Genomic DNA, 15,811 nt, shown 5'->3' with positions numbered 1-15,811 from the left:
TCGCAACTGCACAAAAAGCTTTGCCACGCCCCGCACGCCATTGTCTGAACTCCATGAGATGTCCCGGAAACAACGAGCGCGACCAAGGGTTCCGCGAGAATTTTTTGACAGGCCACGGCACAGATTGACCGCCTGTTCGTTGTGCACTCGCAGCAATTTGGAGATGGCGGTGGGGCTGGAAAGTGCGGGGTCTTGGGCGTCCGATCCGTTCGGGTTCCTGGGACGTCACGGCGCAACGGTGCGGACGTTTCAGCCGGGCGCCGCCGGCGTCGAGGTCATCGCCCGCAAGACCCGGCGACGGCTGACGACGCTGGCCGAGGTGGAGCCGGGTCTCTTTGTCGGCGAGCTAAACTCTTCGACTGACTATGCTTTGAGAGTGCACTGGCCAGACGGGCCGCACGAAGCCGAAGACGTCTACGGGTTCGGGCCCGTGCTTTCGCCGGAAGACCTGACGGCGATCACCGAAGGCGAGGCGCTTGATCTGGCGGAAAAGCTGGGCGCGGTCGTCCGCGCGCTGGACGGCGTGCCAGGCGTGGCCTTCAGCGTCTGGGCCCCCAATGCGCGCCGGGTCAGCCTGGTGGGCGACTTCAACAGCTGGGATGGCCAGCGTCACCCCATGCGCCTGCGTCATGCGGCCGGCGTCTGGGAGATTTTCATCCCGCGCCTCGAGGCTGGCGAGCGCTACAAGTTCGACATCGAAGGCGCCGACGGCGTGGTGCGCCGCAAGGCCGATCCGATGGCGCGGGCCAGCGAGACCCCGCCGGCCACGGCCTCGATCGTCGCCCCGGCCCTCGACCATGTCTGGAGCGACCAGGCGTGGATGGCCGGGCGCGCCGAGCGCCATCATCCCGGCGCGGCGATCTCGATCTACGAAGTGCATGCGGCGTCGTGGCGCCGTCCCTGGGACGGCAGGCCCTGCCATGACTGGGACGCGCTGGCCGATCATTTGATCCCCTATGTCACCGGCCTTGGCTTTACCCACCTGCAGCTGATGCCGATCATGGAGCATCCGTTCGGCGGCTCGTGGGGTTATCAGCCGCTTTCGCAGTTTTCGCCCTCGGCCCGTTACGGATCGCCCGCCGCCCTGGCCCGGTTCGTCGACCGCTGCCATCAGGCCGGCCTTGGCGTGATCCTCGACTGGGTTCCGGCCCACTTTCCCAATGATGCCCATGGCCTGGAACGCTTCGACGGCACGGCGCTGTATGAGCATGCCGATCCCAAGGAAGGCTTCCACCCCGACTGGAACACCCTGATCTACAACCTGGGCCGCCACGAGGTGTCGACCTTCCTGATCGCCTCGGCGCTCTACTGGCTGCAACAGTTCCATATCGACGGCCTTCGGGTCGATGCGGTGGCCTCGATGCTCTACCGCGACTACAGCCGCAAGGCCGGCGAATGGACGCCCAACATCCATGGCGGCCGCGAGAACCTGGAATCCATTGCGTTTCTGCGGCGGCTCAACGCCACGATCGGCGAGCACTTCCCAAGCGTCATCACCATCGCCGAGGAATCGACGGCCTGGCCGGGCGTGACCGCGCCGGTCGAGCAAGATGGGCTGGGCTTCTCCTACAAATGGAACATGGGGTGGATGAACGACACCCTGCGCTACATGCACCGCGATCCCGGACATCGGGGCTGGCACGGCGGCGATCTCGGCTTTGGCCTGACCTACGCGTTTTCCGAGCGCTTCATCCTGCCGCTCAGCCATGACGAGGTCGTGCACGGCAAGGGCTCACTGCTCTCCAAGATGCCGGGCGATCCATGGCGCCAGATGGCTAATCTCCGCGCGCTTCTGGCCCTGATGTGGGCGCATCCCGGCAAGAAGCTATTGTTTATGGGCGGCGAGATCGGCCAGTGGCGCGAGTGGAACCACGACGCCGAACTGGATTGGGCGCTGCTTGAAACGCCCGAGCATGCCGGCCTGCAACGCCTGGTGGGCGACCTCAACCGGGTCTACCGCGCCGAGGGCGCGCTGCACCACACCGACGCCGACGCCCGCGGCTTCGAATGGATCGCCGAGAACCACGACCAGGACGGCGTGTTCGTCTTCGAGCGCCGTTCGTTCCACGGCGGCGCGCCGGTGATCGTGGCCGTCAACATGACGCCCGAGCCGCGTCACCAACGCCGCGTGCGCGCGCCCCACGCCGGGCGCTGGGCCGAGATCCTCAACACCGACGCGGCCATCTATGGCGGCGGCGACCTGGGCAACCAGGGCGAGGTGATCGGCTTTATCGACCCGGACGGCCCGGCCCTGCGCATGACCCTGCCGCCGCTGGCCGCCGTCTTTCTCCGTTACCAAGGACCTAGCGCTTGACCTCTTCGCCCGACCGCCTCGAAGCCGGATCACCCTATCCCCTGGGCGCGACCTTCGATGGTCTCGGCGTCAATTTCGCCGTGTTCTCGGCCAATGCCGAGCGCATCGACCTGTGCCTGTTCGATCCGTCCGGCCGCAAGGAACTGGCCCGTTATCCCTTGCCCGAATGCACCGATGAGGTGTGGCACGGCTATCTGCCGCACGCGCGCCCAGGCCAGCTCTACGGTTTTCGCGCCCATGGCCCCTATGCGCCCGAGCAAGGTCACCGGTTCAACCCCAACAAGCTTTTGCTGGACCCCTACGCGCGGCGCCTGGCGGGCCAGCTGCGCTGGACCGACGCCCTGCATGGCTACCATGTCGGCTCGCCGCGCGGGGACCTCAGCTTCGATCGCCGCGACAGCGCCCCGGCCATGCCCAAGTCGGTGGTCACCGCCGACGCTTTCGACTGGGACGGCGACCGGCGCCCCAACACCCCCTGGTCGGAAACGGTCATCTATGAGGCCCACGTCAAGGGCCTGACGGCCCTCCTGGAGGAGGTCGGACCCAAGGATCGCGGCACCTTCGCCGCCCTCTCCCACCCCAAGGTCATCGCCCACCTCAAGCGCCTGGGCGTCACGGCGCTTGAACTCCTGCCCGTCCATGCCTTTACCCAGGACCGGTTCCTTCAGGAACGGGGCCTCTCCAACTACTGGGGCTACAACACCCTGGCCTTCTTCGCGCCCGAGGCCCGTTACCTGGCCAGCGGCAGTCACGACGAGTTTCGCCTGGCCGTGCGCCGGCTGCACGCCAGCGGCATCGAGGTGATCCTTGACGTTGTTTACAACCACACCGCCGAAGGCAGCGAACTGGGCCCGACCCTGTCTCTGCGCGGTCTCGACAACGCCACCTATTATCGGCTTCTGGCCGACAACCCGCGCCATTGCGTCAACGACACCGGCACCGGCAATTCGCTGAACATGGCCTCGGCGCGGGTCATCCAGATGGTGGCCGACTCGTTGCGCTACTGGGCCCAGTCGTTCCGGGTCGACGGCTTCCGCTTCGACCTGGGCGTCACGCTCGGCCGCGAGGGCGATGCAGGCTTTTCGCCGGGCGCGGCGTTCTTCGACGTCCTGCGTCAGGATCCGGTGCTGGGCCGGCTGAAGCTGATCTCCGAGCCGTGGGACATCGGCCCCGGCGGCTATCAGCTGGGCCACCATCCGCCTAGCTTCGCTGAATGGAACGACAAGTTCCGCGACACCACGCGGCGCTTCTGGCGCGGCGACGCAGACCAGCGCGCCGACCTCGCCGCGCGCCTGTCGGGATCGGGCGATCTCTTCGATCGTCGCGCGCGTCGGCCCTGGGCCAGCGTCAACATGCTGACCGCCCACGACGGCATGACGCTCAATGACGTGGTCAGCTACGACCATCGCCACAACGAAGCCAACGGAGAGAATGGCCAGGACGGCCACAGCGAGAACTACTCGCGCAACTGGGGCGCGGAAGGCCCAACCGAGGACGCCGCGATCCTGACCCAGCGTGGCCGCATTCAGCGCTCGATGCTGACCACGCTGATGGCGTCGCTGGGCACGCCGATGCTGTTGGGGGGGGATGAGTTTGGCCGCACCCAACAGGGCAACAACAACGCCTACTGCCAGGACAGCCCCATCAGTTGGTTCGACTGGACCCTGGCGGCCAGCGCGCCGGGCCAGGCGTTGACCGACTTCACCGCGCGTCTGATCGCCCTGCGCAAGGCCCATCCGCTGCTGCGGGCCGGCGCCTTCCTCTACGGCCAGGAAGAGGTCGCCCCGGGCGTTTTGGACATCGACTGGTTCGATGAGCGCGGCGCGCGCCTGTCGGAGGACGACTGGCGTAATCCCGAAGGCCGGGCGCTGCTGATGCGGCGGGCCCGCCGGCTGGAGGATGGCCAGGTGGAGTTGCTCGCCCTGGCGCTCAACGGCGCGGCCGAGGTCCTGACCTTCAAGCTGCCTCACGAAGGCCTGACCTTCGAACGCCTGATCGACAGCGTCGCGCCAGACGCGGCCCCGGGCGCGCTTGGCGAGACCCTCGACCTGGCCGGCGGTGGGGCGGTCGTGCTGCGCGCCGTGGGGAAGCTGGCATGACACGGCGCGCCGGACCAACTTGGCTGGGACCGGATCGGGCGCGCTTCGATCTGTGGGCTCCCAGCTGTACGGCCGTCGCGCTGGAGCTTGGTGACGGCCCCGCCCTGCCGATGCACGCCGTCGGCGACGGCTGGTTCAGCCTGGACGCCTCGGCCGCCCCGGGGGCTCGCTACCGTTTTCGGCTGGACGAGTCGCGGACGGTCCCCGATCCGGCCAGCCGCGCCCTGGCCGACGACGTCCATGGCTGGAGCCTGCTGGTTCCTGATCAACCTTATCCCTGGCGCCACGCCGACTGGCCCGGTCGGCCCTGGCGCGAGGCGGTGCTCTACGAAGCCCACGCCGGCCTGTTGGGCGGCTTCAAAGGGGTGGCCGAACGCCTTCCAGACCTGGCCCGCCTGGGAATCACGGCCCTGCAGCTGATGCCGGTGAATGCGTTTTCGGGCGCGCGAAACTGGGGCTACGACGGGGTCTTGCCCTACGCCGTCGCCCCGGCCTACGGCGCGCCCGAGGACCTCAAGGCCCTGGTCGACACCGCCCACGGCCTGGGCATGATGGTGTTGCTGGACGTGGTCTACAATCACTTTGGCCCTGACGGGAACTATCTGCCGTCCTATGCCGGCGCCTTCTTCGATGAAGACCGCCAAACCCCCTGGGGCCCGGCGATCGCCTTTCATCGCCCGCCGGTGGCCCGGTTCTTCATCGACAACGCCCTTTACTGGCTGGAGACCTTCAAGCTCGACGGCCTGCGCTTCGACGCGGTGCACGCGATCGGCGACAACGGCTTTCTCGACGCTCTGTCGATGGAGGTCCGCGCGCGCGTGGGCGATCGCCCCATCCACCTCGTGCTCGAGAACGAAGCCAACGACGCCGCGCGCCTCACCTCCGGCTTCGACGCTCAATGGAATGACGACTTCCATAATGTCGTCCATGTCCTGCTGACCGGCGAAACCAGCAGCTACTACCAGGACTTCGCCGACCAGCCCGCCGAACGCCTGGCGCGCTGCCTGGCCGAGGGGTTCATCTACCAGGGCCAGCCCTCGCCCAATCACGAGGGGCGTCCTCGCGGCATCGCGAGCGGCCACTTGCCGCCGACCGCGTTCGTCAACTTCCTGCAGAACCACGACCAGGTCGGCAACCGCGCCCTGGGCGAGCGCCTGACACGCCTGGTTGCGCCCGAGCGCCTGCGCGCGGCCATGGGCCTGCTGCTGATGGCGCCGCAGATTCCCATGCTGTTCATGGGCGAGGAAGACGGCTCGACCAGGCCGTTCCTGTTTTTCACAGACTTTCACGACACCTTGGCCGACGCCGTACGCGAAGGCCGCCGGCGCGAGTTCGCCAAGTTCCCCGCCTTCGCCGACCCGGACGCGCGCCAGGCCATCCCCGATCCCAACGCCCCGGCAACCTTCGAGGCCTCGCGGCCGCAGCCAGGCCCGGACGCGTCGGCCTGGCGCGCCCTGATCGGCCACCTGCTGCGCCTGCGCCGCGAGCACCTGGCTCCTCATCTAGAGACCGCCGTCAGTCTCGGCGCCGAGGCGATCGGCGCGAGCGCCGTGCAGGCGCGATGGCGGCTGGAGACCAAGACGTTCACCCTGGCGATCAACCTGGGCGACGAGCCCGTCCTGCTCTCCCGCGCTATGGAGGGGCCGCCCTTGGCCGTGGTCGGGGTCGAGCCGCATCGCGACCTGCTCCCGCCCGCCACCTTCGTCGCATGGCTCGAGGCCGCGCCATGACCAACCGTGCCCTCTTGGCCTTGGCCGAGGCGGTCGGCGTCCTTGTCGACTGGACCGACTTCGACGGCGTCGAGCGCCAGGTCAGCGAGGAGACGCTCCGCGCCGTGCTGGCCGCCCTTGGCCATGATCCCGATGCTCCGCGCGACGCGCTGGCCCGTCTTGAGCACCGGCTGGGGCCGGATCTGCTGGTCGTCCAGGCCGGGCAGACCCTCACCTTGCCGTCCAAGTCCGGACATGCGCGCGTGACGCTCGAGGACGGCGGTATCGTGGACCTGATCGCGACGGGCGGGATGCTGACCTTCAGCCTCGACCCGCCCGGCTACCATGCCCTGGATCTCGATGACCGGGTGCTGACCCTGGCCGTCTGTCCGCAGCGCTGCCTGACGCCGCGCGATCTGCTGGGCCGCCCGGCCTGGGGGCTGGGCGTCCAACTATACGCCTTGCGCGAGTTTGGCTCCTTTGGCGACTTCGCCAACCTGACGGCCTTCGCGCAGGCGGCGGGCGCCGCCGGCGCGGACGCTCTGGCCATCAGCCCCACCAACGCGCTCTTTCCCGCCGCGCCCGAGCGGTGCAGCCCTTACTCGCCGTCGAGCCGGGACCATCTCAACATCCTTTATGGCGATCCCAGCCTGATCGGCGCGGCGTCGCCCGCGCCTACCGGCACGTCCCTGATCGATTGGCCCGCCGACGCGGCCGCCAAGATGGCGCGGCTCAACGCGGCCTATCACGTGTTCTCCGGTGATCCCCGTCTGGAAGCGTTCATCGCCGCTGGCGGAGAAGCGCTGCTCCGCCATGCCTTGTTCGAGACGTTGGACGAGCGCTTCGCCCCCACCCTGGGCGCAGGCGCCTGGCGGCGATGGCCGACGCCTTTCAGATCGCCGCACACCGCCGAGATCGAGGCGGAGGCCTTGGGCCTGGGCGACCGCATCGGCTTTTTCCTGTTCGCCCAATGGCTGGCCGATCTTGGACTTGAGAAAAGCCAGGCCGACGCCAAGGCCGCCGGCATGGGCCTTGGCCTGATCGCCGACCTCGCCGTGGGTCTGGATCCTGGCGGCTCCCACGCCTGGAGCCGTCCGCAGGAGCTGATGATGGGGCTGACGCTGGGCGCGCCGCCTGACGCTTTCCAGGCGGCGGGTCAAGGCTGGGGCATCACCAGCTTCTCGCCCGACGCCCTGGTCGCGTCCGGCTACGCACCGTTCCTGAAAACCCTGCGCGCGGCCCTGCGCCACGCCGGGGGCGTGCGCATCGACCACGCCCTGGGCCTGGGCCGGCTGTGGGTCGTGCCCGACGGCGCGAGCGCCGACCAGGGCGCCTATCTCCGCTATCCGCTCGAGGATCTGATCAGCCTGATCGCCCTGGAGTCGCGCCGCGCCGGCGCAGTGGTGATCGGCGAGGACCTGGGCGTGGTTCCCCCCGGCCTGCGCGCCAGCCTCACCGAGCGGGGGCTTCTGGGCATGCGCGTGCTCCCTTTCGAGCGTGATGCGCAGGGCGCTTTCAAGCCGCCGGCGCGTTGGGACGCCTTGGCGGTGGCCATGACCAGCACCCACGATCTGTCGCCCACCGCCGGCTGGTGGAAAGGCCGCGACATCGACTGGCGCCAACGCCTGGGCGCGGCCGGCGATCGGCAGGCCGAGGCCGCTGCGCGCGAGGCCGAGCGCCAGGCCCTGTGGGAGGTAGTCAATGCGGCAGGCGTGACGGCCGAGCCGGCGCCGCCGACCGAAGCGCCCGAAGCCGTTGTCGACGCGACCCTGGCGCTCGTCGCTAACACCCCGTGCGAGTTGGTGCTGGTTCCCGTCGAAGACCTCGTGGGACTGGAAGAGGCCCCCAATCTGCCAGGGGTCGTCGACGTCCATCCCAACTGGCGTCGTCGTCTCCCAGACAGCAGCCAATCGCTCCTGTCCACAGCCCCCGTCCCCGCGCGCCTGGCGCGGTTGCGCGCCCAGAGACCCGGATGATCCCGACCGCCACCTACCGCGTGCAGTTTCACGCCGGTTTCGACTTCGCCGCCGCCGCGGCCCTGGCGCCCTATTGGGCCGCCTTGGGTGTGAGCCACCTCTATGCATCCCCCATCGCCACCGCGCGTCAGGGCTCCACCCACGGATATGACGTCATTGACCCGACGACGATCAATCCGGCGCTGGGCGGCGAAGCCGGCTTTCGGGCCCTGGCCGACGCGCTTCGCGCCGAAGGGCTTGGACTTGTGCTCGATATCGTCCCCAACCACGTCGCCGTCGGGGCCACCGATAACGCCTGGTGGCTGGATGTGCTGGAGAATGGGCGCGATAGCGCCTACGCCCGCTATTTCGACATCGACTGGGCGCCGCCCGACCCGACCCTGACCGACAAGCTGCTGGCCCCGTTTCTGGGCGCGCCCTATGCCCAGGCGCTGGCCAATGGCGCCCTTGTCCTGGACGTGGAGCCAAGTCTTGGGCGCTTGTCGGTCCTGGCCCATGGCGCGCATCGTTTCCCTCTGCGGCCGCAGGACTACCCCGAGGTTCTGGCGGCGGTGGGCGCAGAGCGGGTCGCCGATGTCGATCCTGGCCAGCTTGCGGCGGTCTACGATCGCGTCCGCCTGCATGCCCTGTTGGAACGTCAGAACTATCGCCTGGCCTGGTGGCGCACGGCCGGTGACGCCATCAACTGGCGCCGATTCTTCGACATTACCGAGCTGGCCGGGCTTCGCATCGAGGATCCCACCGTATTCGAGACGGTCCACGCCCTGCCCTTGCGGCTCTACCGCGACGGTCTCATCGATGGGCTGCGGGTCGACCACGTCGATGGCCTGGCCGATCCGGCCGCCTACGGTCGCCGCTTGCGCGGCGCGCTGCAGGACGCCGCACCCGACCGCACGCCCTGGCTGGTGGTCGAGAAGATCCTGGGCGCCGGCGAAACCCTGGCCAGCGATTGGGGCGTCGACGGCACGACCGGCTACGAGGTGATGAACGAGATTTCCGCCGTGCAGCACGCCGCCCAGGGCGCTGCGCCCCTGGGACGGTTGTGGCGCGACCTCAGTGGCCGCTCGGACGCCTTTGCCGACGAAGAGCATGCCGCGCGCCGCGAAATCCTGACCCGCGATTTCGCCGTTCAGCTCGATAGCGCCGCCCTGGCCTTTCACCGCCTGGCCCAGGCCGACATCGCCACGCGCGACCTGCCCCTCCCAAGCCTGCGCCGCGCGCTCGTCGCCTTGATCAGCCAGTTTCAGCGCTACAGGACCTATGCGGCGGACACCGCGCAGGCCCCGGCCGAGGCGCTGGCCCTGGCGGCGGCGGCCGAGCCGGCGTGCGGCGCGGCCCTGGACCAGATCGGCCTTTGGCTGCAGGGCCAGGGGGCCCCCGACCTGCGCCTGAAGGCTATCCGTCGCTTCGAGCAGCTCAGCGCGCCTGTGGCGGCCAAAGCCGTCGAAGACACAGCCTTCTACCGGTTTGGGCGTCTGCTCTCGCGCAACGACGTCGGCTTCGACCCCGGCCGCTTTTCGACCGCGCCGGACGCTTTCCTCAAGCTGGCGGCCGCGCGGGGCAAGGCCTTCCCCAATAGCCTCCTGACCACCGCCACCCATGATCACAAGCGCGGCGAGGATGTCCGCGCGCGCTTGGCCGTGCTCAGCCACATTCCTGACGTCTGGACCGCGCGCGCCACGGCCTGGCTCGGCGCGGCGGCGCCGGAGGGTGTCGCCCCTGGCGACATCCATCTCCTGCACCAGATGATCGTCGGCGCCTGGCCGCTGGACCTGTCGCCAGAGGACGCCGCCGCGATGGCCGCGTTCGCCGACCGCTTGGCCGGATGGCAGCGCAAGGCGCTGCGCGAGGCCAAGCTGCAGACGTCCTGGACGGCGCCGGATGAGGGCTATGAAAGCGCTTGTGAGCGTTATCTGCGCGCCTTGCTGGTTGGACCTGACACGAGGTTTCGCACCGACTGCGCGGCTTTCGTCGAGCACATCGCCCCAGCGGGCGTGGCCTTCAGCCTGATCCAGACCGGCTTGCGCCTGACCCTGCCAGGCGTGCCAGACCAGTTCCAAGGCGCCGAGTTCTGGGATTTCAGCCTCGTGGATCCCGACAACCGTCGCCCCGTGGACTACGCGGCGCGGCAGACGGCCCTCGGGCGCGATCCGGCCCAGATCCCCTGGCAGGACGGCGCCAGCAAGCTTGCCCTGATACGCCGTCTTCTGGGCCTGCGGCGCCAACACCCGGACCTCTTCGCCGCCCCGCTGCATCCGCTCACGGCGACGGGCGCGCGCGCCAGCCAGGCTGTGATCTTTGAACGGGTCGCGGGCCAACACCGCCTGCTTGTCGTCGCCGCGGTCGGCTGCGCGAAGGCCTGCCTGGCCGCGCGCGCGCCCTTGGTCGGAGGCGATTGGTGGGACGACACCGCCCTCCCCGATGGTCGCCTCTTGGCCGACCTCACGCACGGCGCGCCCTTCTGGCTGGAGATCGCGTGAGACCGTTGGTCGCGGCCTGGTTTGGTTGACAGGACTCGTTATCGGCGCGTCCATGGTCGGGCTTCTGGGGAGGGGCGCCGTGGCCAAGGTCATGATCGACTACGAAGAAAAGCTCTTTTTGGCTCTGGCCGCCCTGCGCGGCGCGGGCTTCTCGCCGCTGCGGCTGGTGCTTGACCGGGCTGCGCGCCTTGGCCCGACCAGCCTCGACTGGCCCAAGGGCGGGCCGCCCCGCGCCCTGGATCTTGAAGTTCAGTTCGAGGCCGACGGCGAACCCCACATTGTCGCCCAGAAGGACGATCGCACGTACCACGCCCCGATCCGGCCAAGCCTCCTGGCCCGCTGGCTGGCCTCCGACGCGGGCGAACGCGAGCCGCTGGCGCTGATCCCGGTGTATGCGCAACCTCGCCTGCGCGTCGTCCGCTAGACGCCAGGCGACAGGCTGATCGCGGCGAGAGATGGCTCCGCGTCGGCGACCGCAACCCCGCCCACAATCGCCAGAACGGTCCAACGCGGGTCCGGCGCGATGGCCGGGCTCTCACGCGAAGGCAAAGCGTTTTCGGCGCGCGACGCGCGCCTAGATCGGCAGGCTCGGCGATCTGACCCGAGAGATCGCCGACGAAGCGCCGTCGATTCTGGCGAGCCTCTAGCCGTCCAAAGGCGTCAGCCGCGAACGTTCGCCGTGGCGCGCCACGAGGCGCATGGCCTTGCCGTGAACGAAGAGGCGCTCGACCTCGATCGCCGCCCAGCCGGACGGCAATACGACGTCAGCGTGCGCCCAGGTTTCAGGTGGCCCTTCCCCAGGCTCCAGTCTCGTAAACCCCAGCAGAAGACTGGTGAGAAACCCGCCCATATTGGCGAAGAACGGTCCCGCGCGCGGCTGCTCGGGAAAACGATCGGGCCGATACTCCATGATCTGCGAGAAGCGGCCCGTCTCGAACTTGGCGTAGCCTTCCTCGAGCAGCTGCAGGGACAGAGCCCGGTCGCCGGTCCGGGCCGCCCACGCGCCATAGAGCGCCGACAGCATCGGGCTCCCCACATAGGCGTCCGCCTGATCAAGGTAGAACGCCAAGGTGGCTTGCTCCTCCTCTGCTGAGAGCGAGAATCCAAACGGCCAGATCCCCATCAGCGGGTCAGGTGTCGCGCCCTTCTCCTCGCGCCTGCGATAGCCGTCATGCGACACCACAACCGCGCCACGTTTGGGGATCGCCATGGCCTCGGCGATCGCCCGCCATTCGGGGTTCACAGCGCGCCCCAGCCGCTGGCCACAGCGAATAGCGTCCTGCAACACCACGACCGCCGCCATGTTGGTGAAGGCGGCGTTGTCGGCCGGCGTCTTTCGCTCGGCGATACCCATGGAGGCGCGGATGTCATAACCGTCGGCCGTCCGATGCGTGCGCGAGACGATCCAGTCGGCGACGCCCGACAACACCGGCCAGGCCTTCAGCCGGCGAAATTCGCCCAGGCCGGTGATGTCGGCATAGAGCGCAAAGGCGCGCGCGACATCAAGGGAGCCGTGGTCTTCGTGCCAGGCGGCCGTTCCGGGCAGCGGCGCCGCCTCTTCGCCGCAAGACGGTGAGCTTTCCCATGGAAACTGCACGCCCCGCCGCCCCATCAGCTTGGCGTTGGCGCGGGCGCCGTCCAGGTTTCGGAAGCGGTAGTCGAGCAGGCTGTCGGCCGCCCATGGCTGGACGAGCGTCAGAACTGGGACGGCGAAGGCCTCGATGTCCCACATCACGTGCCCGTAGTAATAGTGGTAGTCGTGCCAGGTCGCGAGACCGAAGATCGAGGTCGAAGCGCAGGATGACGGATGCACGGAACTGTTGAGGTAGAAGAACGCCGCGTCCGCTAGCGCTTGCCATCTTTCCTCGGCGCCGATCAGCCGAATGCGCCCTCTCCAGAGCTCGTCCCACGCCGCACGGTTCTCCTCGCGCAGCGCGTCGAACCCGTCGAACCTGGCCTTGGCGACCAGGCGAGCCGCCTGCTCATCGGGGCGCGAGTGCATAGCGCTGGGGACCAGGCTGCTGACTTGGCGGAGTTTATACCGCGTGTTGGCGCGCGCCCTGAAGGCATAAAGGCTTGCCAGCCCTTCAGCGTTCAAGGCGGGCCGTTTGGGCTCGACCTTGTCGCCCGCGCCGCCGGTCAGCGCCGTGACGTAGGCCAGGCCCAGGCGGCCCAGACCGCCGGCCGCCTCCCAAAGCAGGCTCCCGTCAAAGTGCGCCGTGTCTTCGCCCGGGGTCTGGCGTAGGAACCCGAGCGCGCGCCCCAGCGTCCCAGCGGTCGAGACGCCGGCGCGAAGCTGCAGATCGCACGCGCCGTCGACCTGGAGGGTGACCTCCTGGCAGACCAGCGTCGGATCTCCGCGACTGGCGAAGGTCAGCACCGAACACGCCAGACGCCGGCCGCCGGCCGTGAACGCGAACCGACTCGTCAACTCCCCCGTGGCGAAGTCGTAGGACTGTTCGAGGTCGTCGACCTGGTGAGCCAGATCCGAAAGCCAGACCCCGTCGATCGCAATATCCCCCGCCAGGGGATAGGGCGCGGGCGCGGCCGCTTCGATCCGCCGTTCCGGGTCCTCGCCCGCATAGCCGCTCACCAACGCCATGCCGGCGCGCAGCGCCTGAGGGCGCACGCGCAGACCAACCAGGCCATTGCTCACATAGGCGGGCAAGGCGTCGCCCCCCTCCCCGAAGACCGACGGCGGACTGATGGGTTTGGACATGACGCCCTCTTCAAGCAGACGAACCTTTCGACGCCCGACGGGCGCGACCTTGCCTTCAATCGCGCGTACGACACGCAAAGGCTCGCGGCGCTGCCAGCGAGCGCTCCGACGCAGCGACGCTGTCGCGCGCCGCCAAGCCCTGAGGCGTCAGCGTCCCGAGCGCTTGAAGGTCTCGCCGACCTCCGTGGCGTCGGGTCCGTCAGGACCGGCCGAGCGTTGCTCAGCCTTGCCGGTTTTCACCGTCGCCTTCTCGCTCACCAGGCCCGGTCTCTCGCCGAGCGGCTCGGCTGCATTGGCCTTGCGGCCATCCGTATTGGCGTTCTGAGCCATCGCTGCGTCCTTTCGCCCGCGGCGCTCACCGCGAGCGCCGCAATCGTTCCTAGTCCGCACCGTTCCCCGGGTCGTCAGCGGTCGGGTCGTGCGTGGCGTCCGTTTTCTGGTTGGGATCGAGCGCCGGCGGTGGCGGGGCCTCAAGGCCCGCGTCACGCTCGAGAGGCGGTTTAGCGCGCTCTTGCGTCATGACTTTGCGCTCCCGGGCTCGGCCATCTTGCGGTGCTGCTCAGCCAGAACGCTTTGGGGCGTCACCGCCGCCATCGCCGCCTGCAGCTTGTTCTTGAAGCCGGCGACGACATCGCCCTCGCCCTTCTGCATGGCGCGATAGCCGGTCAGGGCGACGTCGGCGGGGTCGGCCTTCTTGGGATCGGCGCCGACCTTCGTGTCCAGCATGTCGGCGCGTTCGAAGAACTCGGTGTCGGTGGGCCCGGGCATCAGGCAGCTGACCGTGACGTTGGTGTCCTTGAATTCGTTGCGCAGGGCCCAGGCAAAGCTGTCCAGGAAGGCCTTCGTGCCGTTGTAGACGGCCTGGAAGGAGCCCGGCATCAAGCCGGCGATCGAACCGGTGACCAGGATCTTGCCGTGATCGCGCTCGCGCATGGCCCTGGCGATCTTCTGGATCAGATAAACCGTCCCGGTGATGTTGGTGTCGATGACGAACCGGGCCTCGGTCCAGTCCTGATCGAGGAAACCATGACCCAGGCCCCGGCCGGCATTGGCCATCAGCGCATCGACCTGTCGGTCGGCGATGACGGCCAAGAGCGCATCGACGCCTTGCGTGGTCGACAGATCCACCTGCAGGGCCTCCACCCTGCCGCCGAGCGTTTCGAGCCCGGTTTGCGCCTCGACGATATCGGGCGCATCGGCGGCGATCACCAGGTCGTGGCCATCCTCGGCGGCCAGCCGCGCCAGTTCATAGCCGATGCCGGACGAGGCGCCGGTGACGACGGCCAGGGGGCGAATGTCTTCGATCATCACGCGGCCTCCTTCTGCCAGTCAGGCTTGAGGACGACCTTGGTCACCTCGTTCTGGTTTTCCTTGAACATCTTGTAGCCGTCGGGCGCGTTCTCGAGCGGCAGGCGGTGGCTGATCAGGAAGGTGGTGTCGATGACCCCCTCGCCGATCAGGTCCAGCAGCGGCCGCAGGTACTTGTGGACGTGGGTCTGGCCGGTGCGGATCTGCAGGCCCTTTTCCATCAGGGCGCCGATCGGGATCTTGTCGCCCATGCCGCCGTAGACGCCGGGGATTGAGACCCGACCGCCGGTGCGGCAGGCCATCAGGACCTCGCGCAAGACGTGGGCGCGATCGGTGCCCAGGCGGGTGGCGACCTTGACGGCGTCGACGACGTTGTCGATCGAGAAGCCGTGGCTCTCCATGCCGACCGCGTCGATGCAGGCGTCGGGACCGATGCCGCCGGTCATGGCCATCAGGGCCTCGCGGACCTTGACGTCATGGTAGTTGATCACCTGCGCGCCCAGCGCCCTGGCCAGCTCCAGGCGGTGCGGGTGATGGTCGATCGCGATCACCTTGTGCGCGCCTTGGATCAGGGCGCTCTGGATCGAAAACAGGCCGACCGGGCCACAGCCCCAGACCGCGACGGTGTCGCCCGGCTCGATCTGGCAGTTCTCGGCCGCCATCCAGCCCGTGGGCAGGATGTCGGAGAGGAACAGCACCTTCTCGTCCTCCAGGCCGTCCGGAATGACGATCGGCCCGACGTCGCTATAGGGCACGCGTACATATTCGGCCTGGCCGCCGGCATAGCCGCCGGTCATGTGCGAATAGCCAAACAGCCCCGTCATCGGCGTCCCGTAAGCGATTTCGCCCAGGTCCTGGGTCTCGGCGGGGTTGGAGTTCTCGCAGCCCGAGAACTGCTGCTTCTCGCAGTGGAAGCACTTACCGCAGGCGATCACGAACGGGACGACGACCCGCTGACCCTTCTGCAGGGTCGAGCCAGGGCCGGTCTCGACGACCTCGCCCATGAACTCGTGACCGAGGATGTCGCCCTTCTCCATCGACGGGATGAAGCTGTCATAGAGGTGCAGGTCCGAGCCGCAGATGGCGGTCGAGGTGATCTTGATGATCGCATCGCGAGGATTGACGATCTTGGGGTCGGGCACGGTGTCAATGCGAACGTCATGTTTGCCGTGCCAGGTCAGAGCGCGCATCGGCGTCTCCATCAGA

At 68.5% G+C, this 15,811-nt stretch carries 10 protein-coding genes; 6 read left to right on the top strand and 4 right to left on the bottom strand.

From position 1 onward, the window contains the following. The first annotated feature begins 58 nt into the window (after positions 1–58). From glgB to AC1RR5_RS20325, 6 genes are all read left to right on the top strand, one after another. Complete coding sequence (gene glgB / locus AC1RR5_RS20350; protein ID WP_492924424.1) at positions 59–2,314, top strand: 1,4-alpha-glucan branching protein GlgB; 2,256 nt, start codon at positions 59–61, stop codon at positions 2,312–2,314. After that, on the top strand, positions 2,311–4,413 hold the full coding sequence (glgX, locus tag AC1RR5_RS20345; protein WP_492924422.1) for a glycogen debranching protein GlgX: 2,103 nt from the start codon (positions 2,311–2,313) through the stop codon (positions 4,411–4,413). The genes glgB and glgX overlap by 4 nt, the downstream gene beginning before the upstream one ends. After that, positions 4,410–6,143: a malto-oligosyltrehalose trehalohydrolase gene (gene treZ / locus AC1RR5_RS20340; protein WP_492924420.1), complete on the top strand. Its 1,734-nt coding sequence runs from the start codon at positions 4,410–4,412 to the stop codon at positions 6,141–6,143. The genes glgX and treZ overlap by 4 nt, the downstream gene beginning before the upstream one ends. After that, the gene (gene malQ / locus AC1RR5_RS20335) at positions 6,140–8,098 is read left to right on the top strand and encodes a 4-alpha-glucanotransferase (RefSeq protein WP_492924418.1); all 1,959 of its coding nucleotides are present in this window, start codon (positions 6,140–6,142) and stop codon (positions 8,096–8,098) included. The genes treZ and malQ overlap by 4 nt, the downstream gene beginning before the upstream one ends. After that, positions 8,095–10,578 (top strand): malto-oligosyltrehalose synthase, encoded by a 2,484-nt coding sequence (gene treY / locus AC1RR5_RS20330; protein WP_492924416.1) that lies wholly within the window; start codon positions 8,095–8,097, stop codon positions 10,576–10,578. Before malQ ends, treY begins: the two co-directional genes overlap by 4 nt. 79 nt (positions 10,579–10,657) lie before the next feature. After that, positions 10,658–11,002 carry a hypothetical protein gene (locus AC1RR5_RS20325; RefSeq protein ID WP_492924414.1) on the top strand — a complete coding sequence of 115 codons (345 nt, stop codon included), beginning with the start codon at positions 10,658–10,660 and terminating at the stop codon, positions 11,000–11,002. 219 nt (positions 11,003–11,221) lie between these two features. Here AC1RR5_RS20325 and AC1RR5_RS20320 read toward each other — a convergent pair whose 3' ends face one another. The 4 genes from AC1RR5_RS20320 to AC1RR5_RS20305 all read right to left on the bottom strand — a co-directional run bounded on the left by AC1RR5_RS20320 (position 11,222) and on the right by AC1RR5_RS20305 (position 15,795). Beyond that, entirely contained in the window at positions 11,222–13,297 is a 2,076-nt protein-coding gene (locus AC1RR5_RS20320; RefSeq protein WP_492924412.1) for a glycoside hydrolase family 65 protein, read from the bottom strand. 147 nt (positions 13,298–13,444) lie between these two features. Then, entirely contained in the window at positions 13,445–13,627 is a 183-nt protein-coding gene (locus AC1RR5_RS20315; RefSeq protein WP_492924410.1) for a hypothetical protein, read from the bottom strand. A gap of 186 nt (positions 13,628–13,813) precedes the next feature. Beyond that, positions 13,814–14,605, bottom strand: a complete 792-nt coding sequence (locus tag AC1RR5_RS20310; protein WP_492924409.1) for an SDR family NAD(P)-dependent oxidoreductase — start codon at positions 14,603–14,605, stop codon at positions 13,814–13,816. Continuing rightward, entirely contained in the window at positions 14,605–15,795 is a 1,191-nt protein-coding gene (locus AC1RR5_RS20305; protein WP_492924407.1) for a zinc-dependent alcohol dehydrogenase, read from the bottom strand. Before AC1RR5_RS20305 ends, AC1RR5_RS20310 begins: the two co-directional genes overlap by 1 nt. Positions 15,796–15,811: the final 16 nt, after the last annotated feature.

It is taken from the genome of Caulobacter sp. GW821-FHT11E11 (assembly GCF_058808315.1).
The sequence above is the reverse complement of the archived record's forward strand: the minus strand, read 5'-3'. Positions and strand labels throughout refer to the sequence as shown.